Below are 15,226 nucleotides of genomic sequence, written 5' to 3'. Positions count from 1 at the left end.
GTGACGATATTGGAGTCCCCCTACTAACGGGCTGGATTCCACCCTTGTGCTAGGAGCTGGTCTTCAACAAGTGAGGTGGTGGTAACCGCAAATTGTTTAGTGATGTGGTTATTGTCAAGGTAGACCTTGACGTTTCCAATTACAGCCTGGCAGAGCCCTTCAGGACAGTAAGCGTTGGTAAGGTCAACCTGATAAACATTGGTGAGTTCTTTTAACTCGGCCAATGCTGGGTTCGTATCGGCTAGGTGTTCTTTTGAGGGGGAGACGCAGTCGGGACGAGCAGCTTCAGCACAGGTGAACATATCGTTGAGGAAGCGAGGATTGTCGCGTAGAGCGATAACTTCGGTCCCTTGGTTCTCGAACCGGTGCGCTAGAGCATTGAGACCTTCAACAGGAACCTCGCTGCTACTGTTAGCCCAGGTACGGGTTGATATGAGGGCTACATACTCTGGCTCAATAATCTCCATGGCATCAAGTACACGAGAGTTGAATTCTTTACACGATGGAGTTTGGGCAGGGTCGCCTGTTGACCAGCTCTGATTAGGTACAGATAGCCTGCACCCGGGCCGAAAGATAGCCATGAGGTTCATGCCATAGGAGGTAGCTAACTCTTGATAGATGGGTGTTGAGAAGTTTGCGTGAGAGTCACCTGCAACAACGAGGATAGGAGCATCATAGGATCCAGCAGTAAGGGAGTAGGAGCAGTAACTATCTTCATCCATGGTCTCAATCTGGCTGTATTCTAGCCCGGGATAGGTGTTGCAGCTATGCTCTAAAATTTCCCAATGATTTTCGTCGAGGTACATAGGGATAGCAGGGTCTGAGTATGTCTGAGTTGTCCCCGCTGCCAAGGCTCCAGGAAAGCGCGCAGTCCCAGCGAGAGCGGAATCTGCCTGCCACTGTTGGATTTTTAAGTTAAGCCATACTTGGGTGCTGGCGACAGTTCCCCCTGCTAATAGCAGCACAGTACCTATCACGATTGCGGGTCGGGCCCAAGAGCTTTGGAGTTTCTTGTGGTTACCAGACCAGGGTGTTTTGCTGTACCTTGCGTGGCACAGGGCACGGCAGCTGGGTTTCTTTTCCCAGGCTCGTAGAGGCTTTTCAACAAGGTTGTGCAGGAGCCACGCTACCGCGATAGATGAGAGAATAACCAGGGCTCCGTCAAGCCAACCCGCTTTAGGCTCTCCGATAGCGGTGGTGTAGAGGATGAGAATGGGCCAGTGCACCAGATAGAGGCAGTAAGAGATTGCCCCCATCTTCTGTAGAGGTTTAGCTGAAAGAAGACGGTCTACACCTAGACGGGAGCCGGTCTGCCCCGCGGCAATAACGAAGGCGCCCGATAGCAGGGGCCAGAGGGCCAGATAACCGGGGAAGGCACGCTCAACAGGCAGGAGCCAGCCACAGGTCATTAGGCCGATAACGCCAACCCAACCCATGGGTACCTTCAACCAGGACGGCACTCGCCAGGCCAGCACGAGCATAGCGAGCAGGGTACCCGCAGCAAACTCCCAAAGGCGGGTGCGGGTGTCGAAGTAGGCAAAGGACTGGTTGGTGGAGGTCTCGATGATAGAGAAGGTAAGAGAGGTGACAAAAACCGTGCCGAAGACGAGCAGAGCCGTGGGCAGCACCTTTAGGCGCAGGTAGCCCACAAGAAAAGCCACGAAGGCAAACAGCAGGGGCCAGAGAATAAAGATTTGGCCCTGCATGGAGAGAGACCAGAAATGCTGGAAGGGGGTTTTAAGGGTGGCATCTTGGGCGTAGTAGTCCACTGAGGTGAAGGCCAGGCGCCAGTTGAGGAAGTAAAAGAGGGCTGCTTTAGCATCGGCCAGCAGGGACGCCCAGCGGGAGGGGGCAATGATGAAGTAGGCGGCTATCAGGGTAGCCAGAATGACGGTTGCAGCCGCCGGCAGTAGGCGCTGGAAGACGTGGAGCCAGTAGCTGACGACCTTGAGGGGCTTGCCCTCCTGAATCTTACGTAAGGACGACAGCGAGAGCAGGAAGGCTGAGATGAAGAGGAAGACATCGACACCGCCAGAGACTTTACCGAACCAGACGTGATACATGACCACGAGAAGGACTGCCAGGGAACGGAGCCCCTGCACTTCTGGCCTGAATTTGGGTTGCTCAATGAAGCTGCCCAAGGGCTTGTGTCTGTGGCGAGTTCGGTTCATCTATGCTGCTTCTCTGTGGTGCGGTTGCTACCCGGTGGCTGGGCAACTTGGGCAGTCTACCACAGGCACCGGTTAGGTCTCCGAGAGCTTACGAGGCGGGGCAGGTAAGGTCTGCTTTCACAAGATGACTAGCGGGAAGGCAGTAATCGGCAGGCTCGGGAACAACTACTACCCGGCTAACGTCGTCGACTCCGTACCAGGTACTGATTGCATTGATGACCCACTCGATTTGAGGGGACCCTGCGGGGTGGAGGTCTACGGCCTCACTGACAAGTGCGATACGCACCGGGACAAACTCGATAGGCTCATCGGCGCCCTTCTCAGCACGCTGTTGGGCGATTAATTCGCTGCGAAGCTGCAAATGCTCTGCGCGCAGGTTGAGGGCCGTGGCGGTGGTGGCAGTGTAGGAAATAGCAGGCAAAAGCATAAGAAGCGCGAGGACGCCAGCTCCCAGCAGGGCAGGAACTTTAGCTTTGTGAGGGCTTACGAGGCGCACTAGGGCAAGCAAACCTAGCAGGCTAGTGATAGCCATAGCGAACGCAGGGTTGGTGAAGGTGCGCAGGGCGATGGTGGGGCTACCTGTTTTTGCAATAACGGTGTGGGCAAGGAAGTAGATGGCAAAGACTGCTAAAGCCAGCCCCATGAGTTGTAGGGGGTGCAGGGACACCCTCCAGGTAGGGGCGCTCAGGGCGTAGAGGGAAAGTGCCGAGATAGCAATGAGCAGATATCCCCAGTCAGAGGAGTGCCCGAAGAAGAGGGAGAGGTCGGAGGGTAGATTTTTGAGGATCCCAGTGAGAGATATTTCTGTCCCATAATATTCCCTGCGGGCCATAGTTCCAGGTGAGAAATAGATGAGGGCAAAGCCCAGAAGGGATCCCAGCCAGAGAGCCCCTCCTACGAGACGTAAAGTTGCTTTGCGCCTAAGAAGGCCAGCGACCAGCAGAAGGAAACCAGCGATACCGGTGCAAATAGTCAGCGGCTCCGTGAACATACCTGCCCAGGTTGCAGCTAGGGCCAGGGCAAGAGCCCCTCGGGTGGTGATTTTTCGTTCTGCAAGAAAGAAAGCTAGACAAAAGGTTAGAGCGGTAAAGGTAAGCCCACCCAGGTAGACAGTACTCGATGTTAGCCACAGGTAGGAGTCAAACATACTGGGTGAAAGCACAAGTCCACCAGCAACAATAAGGGTAGCTAAGCTGTGCGAAACAACTATGGGCGACTGCTCAAAACTTACCAAACGCCTCATCATGTATGCCACTGCCGCTACGAGGGTAAGGAACATGAGAGCAGGGACGAGTTGTATAGCGCTTTGACCTAGAAGAGCGTAGGTGAAGGCGAAGAGGGAGGCCTGCCCGATACGCCCATTATGAGTGAGGTAGTGGTCTACGACGTAGGTAAAAGGGTTCCCCTGGTGAGCGTAGACGTTGAAGTAGCTAAAATCGTCCGCAATGATGCTGGCACGGGCCGCGAAATAAAGGAAAGTACCGGCAACCAGGGTAGCGAGAACGGCGAGAGCCACGATGGGTAGAAAGTTTCGACGCATAGGCTCGGTCTGCTGAGAAATGAGAGTTTTATGCATTGCCAGTTTTCCTAAAGATAATGAACTTGTAGGCAAAGAAGTTCCACCCGGTAGTAATGACAAGAGCCACCATACGTGCTAGGTAGACGCCCAAGAAGGCCGCCGTGAAGTGCACGAAGACAAGAGTAAAAATGTAATTGACAGCGAGAAGTGCAGCAAAGGAGACCGTCTGATACCCCACGGACTTGACCCGGACGTCCTTATTTTCAAAAGCGAAGAACTTTTGAAGCAGGAAAGAGAAAGCCACACCCAGCCAGTAGCTGGCAGTAACGGCAGCGGCGTCGCTGGCAGAAAAAACCCTAACTGCCACAAAGATCACGGCAAGTTCAAACAGCACACCGGTTCCGCCCACAAGGATATAGCGGACCAGGGTTTTATTGCGTTGTATGAAATCTAGCATGGACTAGCCAATAAGGTTTCGTGATGAGGTGCGGTCAATAACGTAGAGGGGGCGCCCCTGGGCTTGGACATAGATGTGAGACAGGTAGATAGCCAATATTCCTTGCGCTACCAAAAGTACGCCAACGAGGAAGGCTACGAGTATTCCGACCATGGCGGAACCGGTGATGTCCCAGCCAAGAGGATCCCCCATCAGGAACTGTTGCACAATAATCGTCAGCCCCGCGACAAGAGCTAGCAGGGTGATAAAGAGCCCCAGATAACCGAAAGCAAAAAGAGGCTTAATACTCATCGTGGTGAAACTGTTGAGGGCCAGACCCACGAGCTTACGCATGCTGTAGGTAGCTTCGCCTGCCAGACGGTCAGGAGCTTCAAACTCTATGTAATCGCGTTTAAAGCCCAGCCAGTCTATGAGGCCTCGAGTTATGCGATTTCGTTCGCTAAAGCGCAGAAACTCGTCTACAACAACTCGATCTAGCAGTCTGAAGTCTGTAGACCGGGGCACCGTCTGACTCTCCGAAATCGAGTTGAGGATTCGGTAAAAGAACCTTGATCCTTGGGTCTTGAAGAAGCCACCAGCATCGTTCGAGCGCACACCTACCACAACCTGGGCGCCAGCTTCCCAACGGGATAGGAAATCACTGATATAGGCAGGTGGGTGTTGGCCGTCCGCGTCCATAATAAGCACAGCCTGCCCGAGGGCAACTTCAATACCTGCCGTTGTAGCGATTTCTTTACCAAAGTTCCGCGACAGATTAACTACTCGTGTCGTAGCACTCCCCTGGGCAAGCTCCTGGAGCTTCTCAAGGGTGTTATCTGTGCTGCCATCGTTCACATAGATAATCTCGTAGGGGTCAGCCCCCATGGAGCGCTCAGCAAGACGCTCCGTAACAGCAGCTAATGCTGGAAGTAGAAGTGTCTCGTGAAACGTTTGAATTCCCGCGCTTTCGTTATACGCGGGCACGACGATTGAGAGCACAGGGGCAGCGGGTGAACGATGTGAGGAGTGTGGCACAAAACCATCATACGGCATACCTTAGAACGCCTTCTGGAGTGGCAAGACGGATAAGCTAGAGATACTTTCCTTATCGTCATAGAAGATAGAGATTCCGTGAGCGAAGAACCTACCGAAGCTGTGATTAGTCGCGGCCAGTCGCTTTTTATTACGGCTTCATCCATTATTAGCGCGGGTACTACTTTCTTGGTGACCTGGCTAGCTGCCCGGTCTTTAACGGTCGAAGACAACAAAGATTTTTTGGTTTTCTGGTCTCTTACTTCTTTGGTCTTCGCCACCCTCCTTGGAGTGCAGCAAGAGTCTGCACGTCTGATTGGTTCTGACCAGCTCAGTCAGCAGAAGAAGGCTACCCGTGCCCCCGGGGAAAGCACCTATAACCCTCTTGTGGTAGCGACCTGGGTGGGGGTTACCTGCGCTATTATCTTTGCTGCTCTTACACCGGTGTGGCTCGGCACAGTTTTGCCAGCAGGAGACTGGAGAACCGTACTTCTCATTACGCTAGTAACGGCCGTCTATGCCTGCCATGTCTACTGCATTGGGGCGATGGCTGGCACCCGGGCCTGGACGGAGTACGCCCTGCTAATTTCAACCGGTGGTATTTTCTGTTTCTTGTGCACCCTGCTCGCATCTGCGCTGGGGGCAGGTCTACTGGCCTTCCAGCTTTCCTTTCTGGCAACCGCTTTTCTCTGGCTGGTCTTCGTAGTTTTCTCCCCCAGGGTGCGGGGTGCCACCCGCTTACGATTGGTAGGACGCCCTGGGGCGGCTTATCGTGGCATGATGCTGGCGGTGGGCACCGCTGTCGCTATAGCTGCTATGTCTACGGGCTTCCCTATCTTCTTGGAGGCGACAAGCTCCACTGCTACGCCTGAGTCTGCCGCGCTTCTAGCTGCAATTATTTTGGGTATCTCGATTACCCGTGCTCCTATCATGCTTCCCTTGCAGGCTTTTCAGGGTGTTGCTGTCTCTTATTTCCTGGCCCACTCTCAGCGTCCTACCGCTGCCCTGCTTAAACCGGTGGGAGCTTTACTGGCCCTTGGCCTGGCAGGTGCGGGGGCCGCTTATCTTCTCGGGCCCTGGCTGTTCGATGAAATTTATGAGAAGTATACTGGGCAGCTCGACGGGGCTTTCCTGGCCGCTCTTACCTTTGCTGCAGCCCTACTGGCGGTCACAACGCTGTCAGGAACAGCTACCCTCGCGATGGGGGCCCACCGTATTTATCTTGCTGGCTGGGTGCTCACTGTTCTGGTGGCTTTTGGCTGTCTTTTGCTGCCGCTGGGGCTTGAGGCCAGGACTATCGTGGCACTGGTGGTTAGCCCAATAATTGGTGCGGCTGTGCATCTGATCGGTATGGAGGCACGAACCCGGTCAGGGGCGTCCACACCGGCTGTATAGGGTAGACCGCAGAGGGGCAGCTAGCGCTGCCCCTCTGGGTTTAAGTCCTTGGTTTAGGAACGTTTGAAGTAGGTGAAGTACTCGTGCACGGGGCGGATCAGGCCGGACGCCCGCGCAAACTGGACACCTCGCCACAGGAGGTGGGGCGGTAGCGCTAGAACGGCAGGAACCCCGAGTGCTTTCGCCAGCTGACGGCGGCCACTGGTAACTGCTGTGATATGGTCACCGCGGGCCCCAGCCCCCTTACTGATATTGGTGGTATGCACCCGGTACTGGATTTCATTCCCCTGCAACATCGCTACAGGCCCTAGCGCTGCCAAACGCAGAAAGAGGTCATAGTCTTCGAACTGAGTGAGATCCTGACGGTACTCTTTTGCCTGGTGGTAGGCTGCAGCCCGGAACACCACCGATGAATGCGGGATAGGGTTGAACAGCAACATGCTACGCCGAACATCGTCACCGGTTGGAGCTTTGAGTTCACCCGTAACTCGGCCATTTTCGTCAATGAGGTCTCCCCCAGTACCCACAAGAACACATTCAGGGTGGGCAGCTAGGTAGTCTAACTGACGGCGGAACTTTGTAGGAGTGATGAGGTCATCCCCGTCAACATTGGCGATAAGAGCTGCTTGGGCGGCATCGCAGCCTGCCCGCATCGCGTTACTGACACCAATATACCGATCAAAGCGCAGGACGGTCAGGCGCGGGTCTGCGAGCCAGGGGTAGGATTTTTCGTCAGCGGCGCGGCCTTCGGAGTCAAGAGTAATCGTAGGGCCGTTAAGCACCAGAATTACTTCGAGATCAACGTCGTAGCTAGCCAGCACCGAATGTACCGTGCTTTCAAGCCACTTATTCAAAGCCCCACTTCGTATAACAACAGATAGCTCAGGCAAAGATGTCATTTCTAAGCTCCTGACCCGTTAGTGAATGTACGCAAAACCTGCTCATAGGCCTTACCCTGGCTAGCCCAGCCCCACTGCTGGAGGTCTTCTACGGGGTATGCCTGCGGGCCCTGGGCGAGCTCAGCACGTACGGCTACTGCCAGCTGGGCTACACCCTGCTGCTCAACAATGTGAACCCGAACCCCGGCGTCCTTAAGAACCCGGGCGCTCGATACATCGTAGGTGACGATTGCTGCCTGTGAAACGTAAGCATCGATGATGGTGGTTTGGAACCCTTCGGCCGCCACGGTGGGGTTGACCAGGGTAGCTCCGCGAAGCTCACGAGCTACGGTTGTATGATCAACAAAACCCTTGAAATCTACTGCGTTAGAAATACCCAGCTCAGCGGCATAGGCTTTAGCCTTCTCTAAGTCGGCCCCAGCCCCCAGTACTACACCGGTAATCTCAGCATCTTCTGCATGGAGTTGCTGGACAGTTTCGAGAAAGGCCCGCCAGCCCTTCACCTCAACTACACGGGCTAAAAAGACAAGCTTTTTCCGCTGGAAGACAACATCTTCAGGGGCAGCCATAGGCAGGGGGGAAACGTTATAAAAAACCTCAGCATCTACACCTGAAAGCTTTTTAACAAAATCACAGGAGGGCTGAGAAACACCCAAAACCTTAGAAGCTGCACGGAGTGTCAGCACACCTAATGTACGGTCTACCAGATGACTTGCTAGGCGAATAACAGCCTTCTCCGAGACCACAAAGCCCGAACCGTGCTCGGTATGGACTACGGGAATCTTCATCATTCGGCCTAAAGCAACCCCAAACCAGCTCATGCTAAAGAAGCGGGTATGAACCGAGATGACATCGATATTCTCGCGCTTCAGCACCTTAGCGAGGCGGGTAAGACCCACTAGAGATGGGAAACCGAGGATGCCGTCGACGGTGAGGTATTCCTTGAGCCGATAAACCTTGATACCGTTTTCAACGCTTACACCGGGTGTATCTGAGAGGGTCACAATAGTGACCTTATGCCCTAGCCTGTGCAGCTCAGCTGACAGGGCAGAAACATGCTGTTCAAGGCCACCCACCTTAGGGGGGTAGTTATTGATAACGAAGGCGATATTCATAGTTTCTATTTGCCCTCTTCTTCTGGGCGGCTTTCAGTAGGCATGGGGTGACGGGGGCGTTCAGCGCTGCCTTGCTCTAACTGGGCTCTGAGCATCGCCACTTCTTCAGCCAAGGTTCTGGTATCTTCCCCCAGCCGTGAAAGGTCTAGAGTCAGGTGCAGGCAAATACCAATCAGCATGATAATTGCCAGCATGAAAAGCAGGTTGACAGGCACGATGACGCCTGTCAGGTCAGCAAGTGTGCTCAGCAGGTGAGGGAAGAGCGCCAGCACAATAATTGCCGCAGATACGAGCAGCCACAGGGCAGCGTACTTTTCCTTCATCTTCTGGTTACGCACCTGGGCGAAGACCATGACGAAGATGAGAACCGACAGGATTAGAAAGAAGACATTTGACGGCATGCTTAGCCCTCCCCGGCTGTTTTCTTACGCGTCATGGAGATACCGAAGGCGAAAAAGGATCGCACCAGGTAAATGGCTGATTTTAGGGGCCCTGATGAGGGAGTGCCGCCCTGTCGTTCTCGCATTTCTACCGGTACCTGAATAACCTTGCAGCCAGAACGAATGGCCATCACGGTTGAGTCGATGGTATCGCCTAGGTACTCAGCAGGGAAAAATTCACAGTACTGCTGGATGCCCCGGCGGTTTACCGCACGGAAGCCACTGGTGACATCGGTAAATTTCTCGCCCGAAATGCGGGTGAAGAGGAAGGAGAGCAGACCCATAGCCCATTTGCGGGGGCCTCGCACCTTGTAGGTATCGGAGGCAGCAAAGCGGGAACCAATGACGATATCGGCCCGGTTCAGGCCTTCAATGAGGGTGTCGATAAACTCAGGTGGGTGCTGGCCGTCCGAATCCATCTGCAGAGCAATGTCGTAGTCCATACGGCGGGCATACCGGTACCCGGTTCGCATGGCAGCACCAACCCCCATGTTGTAGGGCAGGTCAATGACGAAAGCACCGGCCTGGCGGGCCACTTGGGCCGTGCTATCTGTGGAGCCGTCATTGATGACGACCAGGTCAACCCAGGGAGCCTTAGCCCGAAGGTCAGCAATCGTCGCTCCGATAGCCTCTTCCTCGTTCCAGGCGGGCATAATCACCAGGACGCGCGGGCGCTCCTGCGGTGCAGAATCACTGTTCATCTGGGGGTTGGCTTTCCTGTCTCGTGCAGCTATCGGCCGATAGGTAACATGCGTATGGCCCAGTCTATCAGTTTGGGATAGCCCGCTTTAGGGCGCCGAGCAGGCCGTAATCTCGTAGAGAACGGCGTTGCCTTCACGGTGAACTTCGGTCAGCACACCAGATTCAGTTAGCCCCTCAAAGCCCGCGTACCAGCTACTGTGGTCATGCCCGCTGACTTCTGCGCGACCGAAGTCAAGATAGTAATCCGCATTGAGGTTATCCAGGGCGCGGCAGACCTGGGGGTCCGCGAGAGCCTGATTCAGGTGATCCTGCACGTACTTCACATCATCATCTGCTGAATAGATAGTGTGGTAGGCGGTCACAGGGCGGTCTGATATTGCATAGGCCAGAGCAGCGCCGGTGAAAGGCTGCACTACAACGGTCTCGCCTTCAGGCACATATTCATCGAGCACCTCAAGCATGTCGAACTCATCGGTGTTCAAGAGGTCAGATTCAGAGTCAGGGGCATACTCGTAGTAGTTGGCCTCAACCTGGTTCTGCAAAGCGGTGCTGGTTTGGCCAAACCCAACTACAGCAAACATGGCTACAGCACCGACTACTAGCATGCGGCGGGCGCTCTCCCACTGGGTTCGCTGCCACCACTGGCTAGCAACCAGTTTTTCCGCTACCCAGTGCACAGCCAGGGCCAGCATAGGAATACTCATGACGGGCAAGAGCGCGGCCAAACGGAAAGAGTCGTGGTACCAGAGACCTACGACTTCATAGCGTCCGTCCTCCCACGCCAGGGAGCGGGCAGCTACATAGAAGTACACCACCACAGCCCAAGCACCAAGCACCCAGAGGGAGTAAACATTGGCACGGCGGGTGAACGTATACAGGCCAATGACAAAAACAATGGCCAGGAACCACTGAGGCTTAAAGCCCATCGCGGCAAAGGCAAAGGGTTCCCCTAGAGCCTGCCCCTGGGTGAGGACGGGGCCCCACACTTCACCTGCTGCCTGGGGCGGACGGACCGCGCCCCACAGAATATTCATCACGATGAAAATCAGCGCAACGCCTAGGGCTGTGGCTCCCGCTGCACCCCAGTAGGCACGGTGCTTAAAGCTAGTAACAAAGTTAAGAATGACGCGGCCGAGCAGCAGGGGAATAATCATTACCAGAAGCGACATAATCGCGTTGGGGTGGGCAATCGCAATAGCCAAAGCCACCCAGACCCCTAGGACCACCGACTGCAGGGTTGAGATACGGCGAACCGCGACCATGCGGAATAGCTGCGCTACCAGACCGATACCGGCAGGCATCAGGGCAATACCTAGCAGGTTCGGGTACAGCACACCGAAATCAAGCAACAGAATAGGGTAGGAAGTAAAGGCACCTGCAAAAGCTCCCACCACCACGACGCCTGCGGTGTTCAGCTTAAAAATTTGGCGCACCATAAACACTGTGCTGAGAGGCCAGATGATCGCCGAAGCCACTACAGCCATAGTGTTAGTTGCCACCGGTATATCAGCGCCGGAGCCCATCGTAATGAGCGAAACGATAGCGTGCCAAGCTCCGGGGTAAAAGGTAGACTCCCCTTCAACCGTTGTCATTGCACCCAGGGTGAGGGGCGAGGCGCTACCTGTATCTTCAATGAAACGCACTGCGTTGAGATGGAAGCTGTTATCCCAGGTCTGAGAAATCCATTCAGGCTGACCAATAGCATTCGTAACGTTGCGCCACAGCAGGAGGGCACCCACAAGGAAGCTGCCCCAGTACACCATCTGATCTTTCGACCACCAGGCGCTAGCCACTACAGAACGTTGAGGAGGAAGCCACCTCCCCTGATGTGAACGAGCTGGAGCAGACCCAAGCCCAGCCCAGCGTCCTACTAGAACCACAAGCAGAATAACGGCAGCAAGCACTACAGCCGAGGCAAACGGAACCCATAAAGCCCAGCGAATACCGAGCATAGGGGTCACGGTTGCACCCAGCATAATAGCTGCCACAGAAAGCGCCGGAGCTAAACCACAAGCCTCAAACCCACGCAAGCGGGCAACCGCCGCAATGAGCAGGCCCGGAACAAAAAGATAGATCAGCCCAACCAGTAGAGGCATTGCAATCTCGAACCAGCTCATCGTTCTCCTTGTTTGTGGCCACAGCGGGGATAAAGCGTCCTCCCCAAGTCTAGTAGTAAAGCCCGGCAAGGAAGTGCTGAAACCTTTAAACAAAGGTCACAGGCGCTAGATACAGTGATTCTGCACGCCAGGCTAAGACTCAGGCGCTCGGCGCCCAGTGGCGGGCCGGGCGAAACCCACTACACTGGAAGGTAAATGGTACAGGTCACACAGGCCTGGTTTTACATAGTACAAGGAGTCAACGATGACCTATACCGTGGGTAACTATATTCTCGACCGTCTGGCTGAGCTGGGCGTAGACAAGGTTTTCGGTGTGCCCGGGGACTTTAACCTCTTCTTCCTCGACGACGTTTTGGCGCACGAGAAGCTGGATTGGGTGGGCAACGCTAATGAGCTCAACGCCGGCTATGCGGCGGACGGCTATGCCCGCGTTAAGGGGCTAGGCGCCCTGGTAACTACCTATGGGGTGGGCGAGCTGTCAGCCATTAACGCGACCGCTGGTTCCTATGCCGAGAACGTACCCGTGATTCACATTGTGGGTGCCCCCAGCCTCTCAGCTCAGAATTCCCATCTGCGCATGCATCACACCCTGGGCGATGGCGATTTCAAGCACTTTATGCGTATGGCGTCCGAGGTGTCTGCTGCGGTTGCGGCCCTGCACCCGGCGACCGCTGCCACCGACATTGACCGCGTGATTCGCACCGCCGTCATCCACCGCAAGCCCGGCTACCTGATGCTGCCGGTTGATGTGTCCACCATGCCGGCCACTCCCCCGTCACGTCCGCTCGATGTGGATAGCCACGTCTCCTCACCCGATATTGAGGCCCTCTTCAAGGATGCCATCACTGACTTCATGCGCGGCAAGAGCGTGACGGTGCTGGCAGATATCATGGCTGAGCGTCTGGGGGCGGTGCAGGACGTCCGCGCCCTGGTGACCGAGACCAAGTTCCCTTTTGCATCCCTCATGTGGGGCAAGGCCGTACTGAACGAAACCAAGCCCAACTTTGCAGGTATCTACGTGGGTGGCCTGTCGGCTGAACATACCCGTGCGGTAGTGGAAGATGCCGAGGTTTTGGTCTGCGCTGGCGTGGAATTTACAGATACCACAACCGGCATATACTCACATCAGATAGACTTTGGGCGGGTTATTAACATCGGTACAGAGAGCACCAGCGTCGCCGGTCGCCACTATGCCCCGCTCACCATGGCCAGCGCCCTGAACATCGTTAAAGAGGTGTCCCTAGAGCTTGGTCTGAAGGGCACTCCCTTTGAGGCTCCCACCAGCGAGGAACCTCTGCCCGATATCACCGATGAGGCTCTCACGCAGGATGTGCTGTGGCGGGTGCTCTCATCAAACCTGGACGAGAAGAACACCGTTGTGGTCGATATGGGTACCTCTTTCTTCGGCATGGCAACCCGTAAGTTCCCGCGCGATTCCCGGTTTATCGGCATGCCTCTGTGGGGTTCTATCGGCTACTCCATTCCGGCCCTGCTGGGTGCGGCTATGGCCGATACCGATTCCCGCGGTGTGCTGATGGTGGGTGACGGCTCAGCCCAGCTAACGATTCAGGAGATTGGCACCATTATCCGCGAGGGCGTGAACCCGGTGGTCTTCTTGATTAACAATGACGGCTACACCATCGAGCGCTCGATTCACGGTGTGGAGGCTGAGTACAACGACATCACCGCCTACGACTGGTCGAAGATTCCAGCGGCCTTCGGTGGCACAGACTCTAACACCGTCACGCTACGCGCTGCTACGGTTCGTGAGTTTGACGAGGCCTGCCGGGTGGCTAAGGAGAACCGTGACAAGCTGGTTTTCGTTGAGGTAGTCACCGCACCTATGGATATGCCTGAGCTGCTTGAGAAGTTCGGCGCCCAGGCGGCCCAGCTCAATAAGAAGAAGTAGTACAAGAGCCCGCAAGGACGCGCCCGCCCCGCCTTCACCGACGAAGGCGGGGCGGGCGCGTCCGGCTTTAACTCACGCCTAGTTACAGCAGGCTTGCCACGCTGAACACAACGGCAGCACCGGCGAAGCCCACAACGCCAATGAGGGTTTCCATCACCGTCCAGGTTTTAAGGGTGGTCTTTTCGTCCATATTGAAGAAGCGGCTAACTAACCAGAAACCTGAGTCGTTGAAGTGAGAGAGCACCACAGAGCCTGCGGCGACCGAAACCACAAGGGCCGCAAGCTGAATAGAGTTGAAGTCTGCGGCCAGTACACCGGGGGTGATGAGACCTGCGGCGGTGGTCAGGGCTACGGTCGCTGACCCCTGGGCAACGCGCAGAATTGCGGCAATGAGGAAGCCCGCAACAATGAGGGGAACACCCAGGTCACCCAGCACATCGGCGAGAGCATCGCCGATTCCTGAGGATCGTAGCACGCCACCGAACATACCACCGGCACCGGTAATCAGGATGACGGAGCAGACCGCGGGAAGTGCGCCGTCCATAGTCTGCTGGATGCCCAGGGCATGATCCTTGCGCTTGAAGCCGAGCAGGTACATGGCAACCAGGGAAGTGATGAGTAGAGCGACAGGTGTTTCACCGAGCAGACGCAGGGTCTGGAACCAGGTTTCATCTGCTGCACGTTCGGGAAGCACTCCACCCTTAGCCAGGGTGTTAAGACCGGTGTTGAGGAAGATGAGGGCCATGGGGAGCAGCAGTACGAAGAGCACGGTGCCGAAGGAGGGCGGGTTGAGGGGTGCGTCCTGGGTTTCTTCGTGACCCATGAGAGAGGGAACCGGCAGGTCAATGCGCTTACCGATGAACTTTGAGAAGAGGTAAACGGCAAGGTACCAGGTGGGCACCGCGATGATGAGGGAGACGAGCAGTAGAGTACCGACGTTAGCTTCGAAGAAAGATGCGGCTGAGACGGGGCCGGGGTGGGGCGGAACGAAGACGTGCATAACGGAGAATGCACCTACAGCGGGAATACCGTAGAGCAGGAGGGAGCCGCCAACCCAGCGGGCGACGGAGAAAACGATGGGGAGCATCACGACCAGGCCGGCATCAAAGAAGATGGGGAAGCCAAAGAGCATAGATGCCACACCGAGGGCGATGGGGGCGCGGTCTTCACCGAAGACCGAGATGAGTTTGTGGGCAAGTACCTGGGCACCGCCGGAGTACTGGATGAGGGCACCGAGCATGGCGCCCAGACCAACGAGCAGGGCTACAGACGCCAGGGTTGAGCCGAAGCCGCTGAGCATGACGGGCACAACGCTGGCGATGGGGATTCCGGCGGTGACCGCGGTGAGCAGGCTAACGATAATGAGGGCAGGGAAAGCGTGGAGTTTGAACTTAATGATGAGCAGGAGCAGGAGCAGGATCGCGCCGGCGGCGATGGCAAGGAGTGGCCCAGCGGTGAGGGTCTGGACCCAGTCTTCGGGAAGGGGCATAG

At 55.8% G+C, this 15,226-nt stretch carries 12 protein-coding genes; 2 read left to right on the top strand and 10 right to left on the bottom strand.

The features are described from left to right. Positions 1–23: 23 nt before the first annotated feature. The 4 genes from QM007_RS00345 to QM007_RS00330 all read right to left on the bottom strand — a co-directional run bounded on the left by QM007_RS00345 (position 24) and on the right by QM007_RS00330 (position 5,161). Positions 24–2,141 (bottom strand): acyltransferase family protein, encoded by a 2,118-nt coding sequence (locus QM007_RS00345; protein WP_283490052.1) that lies wholly within the window; start codon positions 2,139–2,141, stop codon positions 24–26. A 118-nt stretch (positions 2,142–2,259) separates the two neighbouring features. Next, positions 2,260–3,711 carry a DUF6056 family protein gene (locus tag QM007_RS00340; protein WP_283490051.1) on the bottom strand — a complete coding sequence of 484 codons (1,452 nt, stop codon included), beginning with the start codon at positions 3,709–3,711 and terminating at the stop codon, positions 2,260–2,262. Positions 3,712–3,739: 28 nt separating this feature from the next. Further along, positions 3,740–4,147 (bottom strand): GtrA family protein, encoded by a 408-nt coding sequence (locus QM007_RS00335; protein ID WP_283490050.1) that lies wholly within the window; start codon positions 4,145–4,147, stop codon positions 3,740–3,742. A 3-nt stretch (positions 4,148–4,150) separates the two neighbouring features. Then, positions 4,151–5,161, bottom strand: coding sequence for a glycosyltransferase family 2 protein (locus tag QM007_RS00330; protein ID WP_283490049.1), 1,011 nt, complete (start codon positions 5,159–5,161; stop codon positions 4,151–4,153). 96 nt (positions 5,162–5,257) lie between these two features. Here QM007_RS00330 and QM007_RS00325 point away from each other — a divergent pair, with 96 nt between their 5' ends. After that, positions 5,258–6,553, top strand: a complete 1,296-nt coding sequence (locus tag QM007_RS00325; RefSeq protein ID WP_283490048.1) for a hypothetical protein — start codon at positions 5,258–5,260, stop codon at positions 6,551–6,553. Between the two features lie 53 nt (positions 6,554–6,606). Here QM007_RS00325 and QM007_RS00320 read toward each other — a convergent pair whose 3' ends face one another. The 5 genes from QM007_RS00320 to QM007_RS00300 all read right to left on the bottom strand — a co-directional run bounded on the left by QM007_RS00320 (position 6,607) and on the right by QM007_RS00300 (position 11,826). After that, entirely contained in the window at positions 6,607–7,452 is an 846-nt protein-coding gene (locus QM007_RS00320; RefSeq protein WP_283490047.1) for a glycosyltransferase family 2 protein, read from the bottom strand. 2 nt (positions 7,453–7,454) lie between these two features. Next, on the bottom strand, positions 7,455–8,567 hold the full coding sequence (locus QM007_RS00315; protein WP_283490046.1) for a glycosyltransferase family 4 protein: 1,113 nt from the start codon (positions 8,565–8,567) through the stop codon (positions 7,455–7,457). A gap of 5 nt (positions 8,568–8,572) precedes the next feature. Further along, positions 8,573–8,968, bottom strand: a complete 396-nt coding sequence (locus QM007_RS00310) for a DUF2304 domain-containing protein (protein WP_283490045.1) — start codon at positions 8,966–8,968, stop codon at positions 8,573–8,575. 2 nt (positions 8,969–8,970) lie between these two features. Next, the gene (locus tag QM007_RS00305) at positions 8,971–9,708 is read right to left on the bottom strand and encodes a glycosyltransferase family 2 protein (protein WP_283490044.1); all 738 of its coding nucleotides are present in this window, start codon (positions 9,706–9,708) and stop codon (positions 8,971–8,973) included. 87 nt (positions 9,709–9,795) lie between these two features. Continuing rightward, the gene (locus QM007_RS00300; protein WP_283490043.1) at positions 9,796–11,826 is read right to left on the bottom strand and encodes a DUF6541 family protein; all 2,031 of its coding nucleotides are present in this window, start codon (positions 11,824–11,826) and stop codon (positions 9,796–9,798) included. Positions 11,827–12,070: 244 nt separating this feature from the next. On the opposite strand from QM007_RS00300, the gene QM007_RS00295 reads away from it, so the two are divergent. Then, a complete protein-coding gene (locus tag QM007_RS00295) occupies positions 12,071–13,735 on the top strand; it encodes an alpha-keto acid decarboxylase family protein (protein WP_283490042.1) in 1,665 nt (554 codons plus the stop codon). Between the two features lie 82 nt (positions 13,736–13,817). Here the strand turns inward: QM007_RS00295 and QM007_RS00290 are convergent, their stop codons facing one another. Continuing rightward, positions 13,818–15,224, bottom strand: coding sequence for a GntP family permease (locus tag QM007_RS00290; RefSeq protein ID WP_283490041.1), 1,407 nt, complete (start codon positions 15,222–15,224; stop codon positions 13,818–13,820). Between the last annotated feature and the right edge of the window lie 2 nt (positions 15,225–15,226).

Origin of the sequence: Rothia sp. SD9660Na, assembly GCF_030064065.1 — a bacterium.
GTDB lineage: Bacteria > Actinomycetota > Actinomycetes > Actinomycetales > Micrococcaceae > Rothia.
This window is presented reverse-complemented; position numbering and strand designations above follow the sequence as displayed.

Bases quoted from the DNA above. Each gene is read 5' to 3' on its own strand.
- QM007_RS00315 (WP_283490046.1), bottom strand. From the start codon at position 8,567: ATGAATATCGCCTTCGTTATCAATAACTACCCCCCTAAGGTGGGTGGC.
- QM007_RS00290 (WP_283490041.1), bottom strand. From the start codon at position 15,224: ATGCCCCTTCCCGAAGACTGGGTCCAGACCCTCACCGCTGGGCCACTC.
- QM007_RS00295 (WP_283490042.1), top strand. From the start codon at position 12,071: ATGACCTATACCGTGGGTAACTATATTCTCGACCGTCTGGCTGAGCTG.
- QM007_RS00340 (WP_283490051.1), bottom strand. From the start codon at position 3,711: ATGCGTCGAAACTTTCTACCCATCGTGGCTCTCGCCGTTCTCGCTACC.
- QM007_RS00305 (WP_283490044.1), bottom strand. From the start codon at position 9,708: ATGAACAGTGATTCTGCACCGCAGGAGCGCCCGCGCGTCCTGGTGATT.
- QM007_RS00300 (WP_283490043.1), bottom strand. From the start codon at position 11,826: ATGAGCTGGTTCGAGATTGCAATGCCTCTACTGGTTGGGCTGATCTAT.
- QM007_RS00335 (WP_283490050.1), bottom strand. From the start codon at position 4,147: ATGCTAGATTTCATACAACGCAATAAAACCCTGGTCCGCTATATCCTT.
- QM007_RS00310 (WP_283490045.1), bottom strand. From the start codon at position 8,968: ATGCCGTCAAATGTCTTCTTTCTAATCCTGTCGGTTCTCATCTTCGTC.
- QM007_RS00320 (WP_283490047.1), bottom strand. From the start codon at position 7,452: ATGACATCTTTGCCTGAGCTATCTGTTGTTATACGAAGTGGGGCTTTG.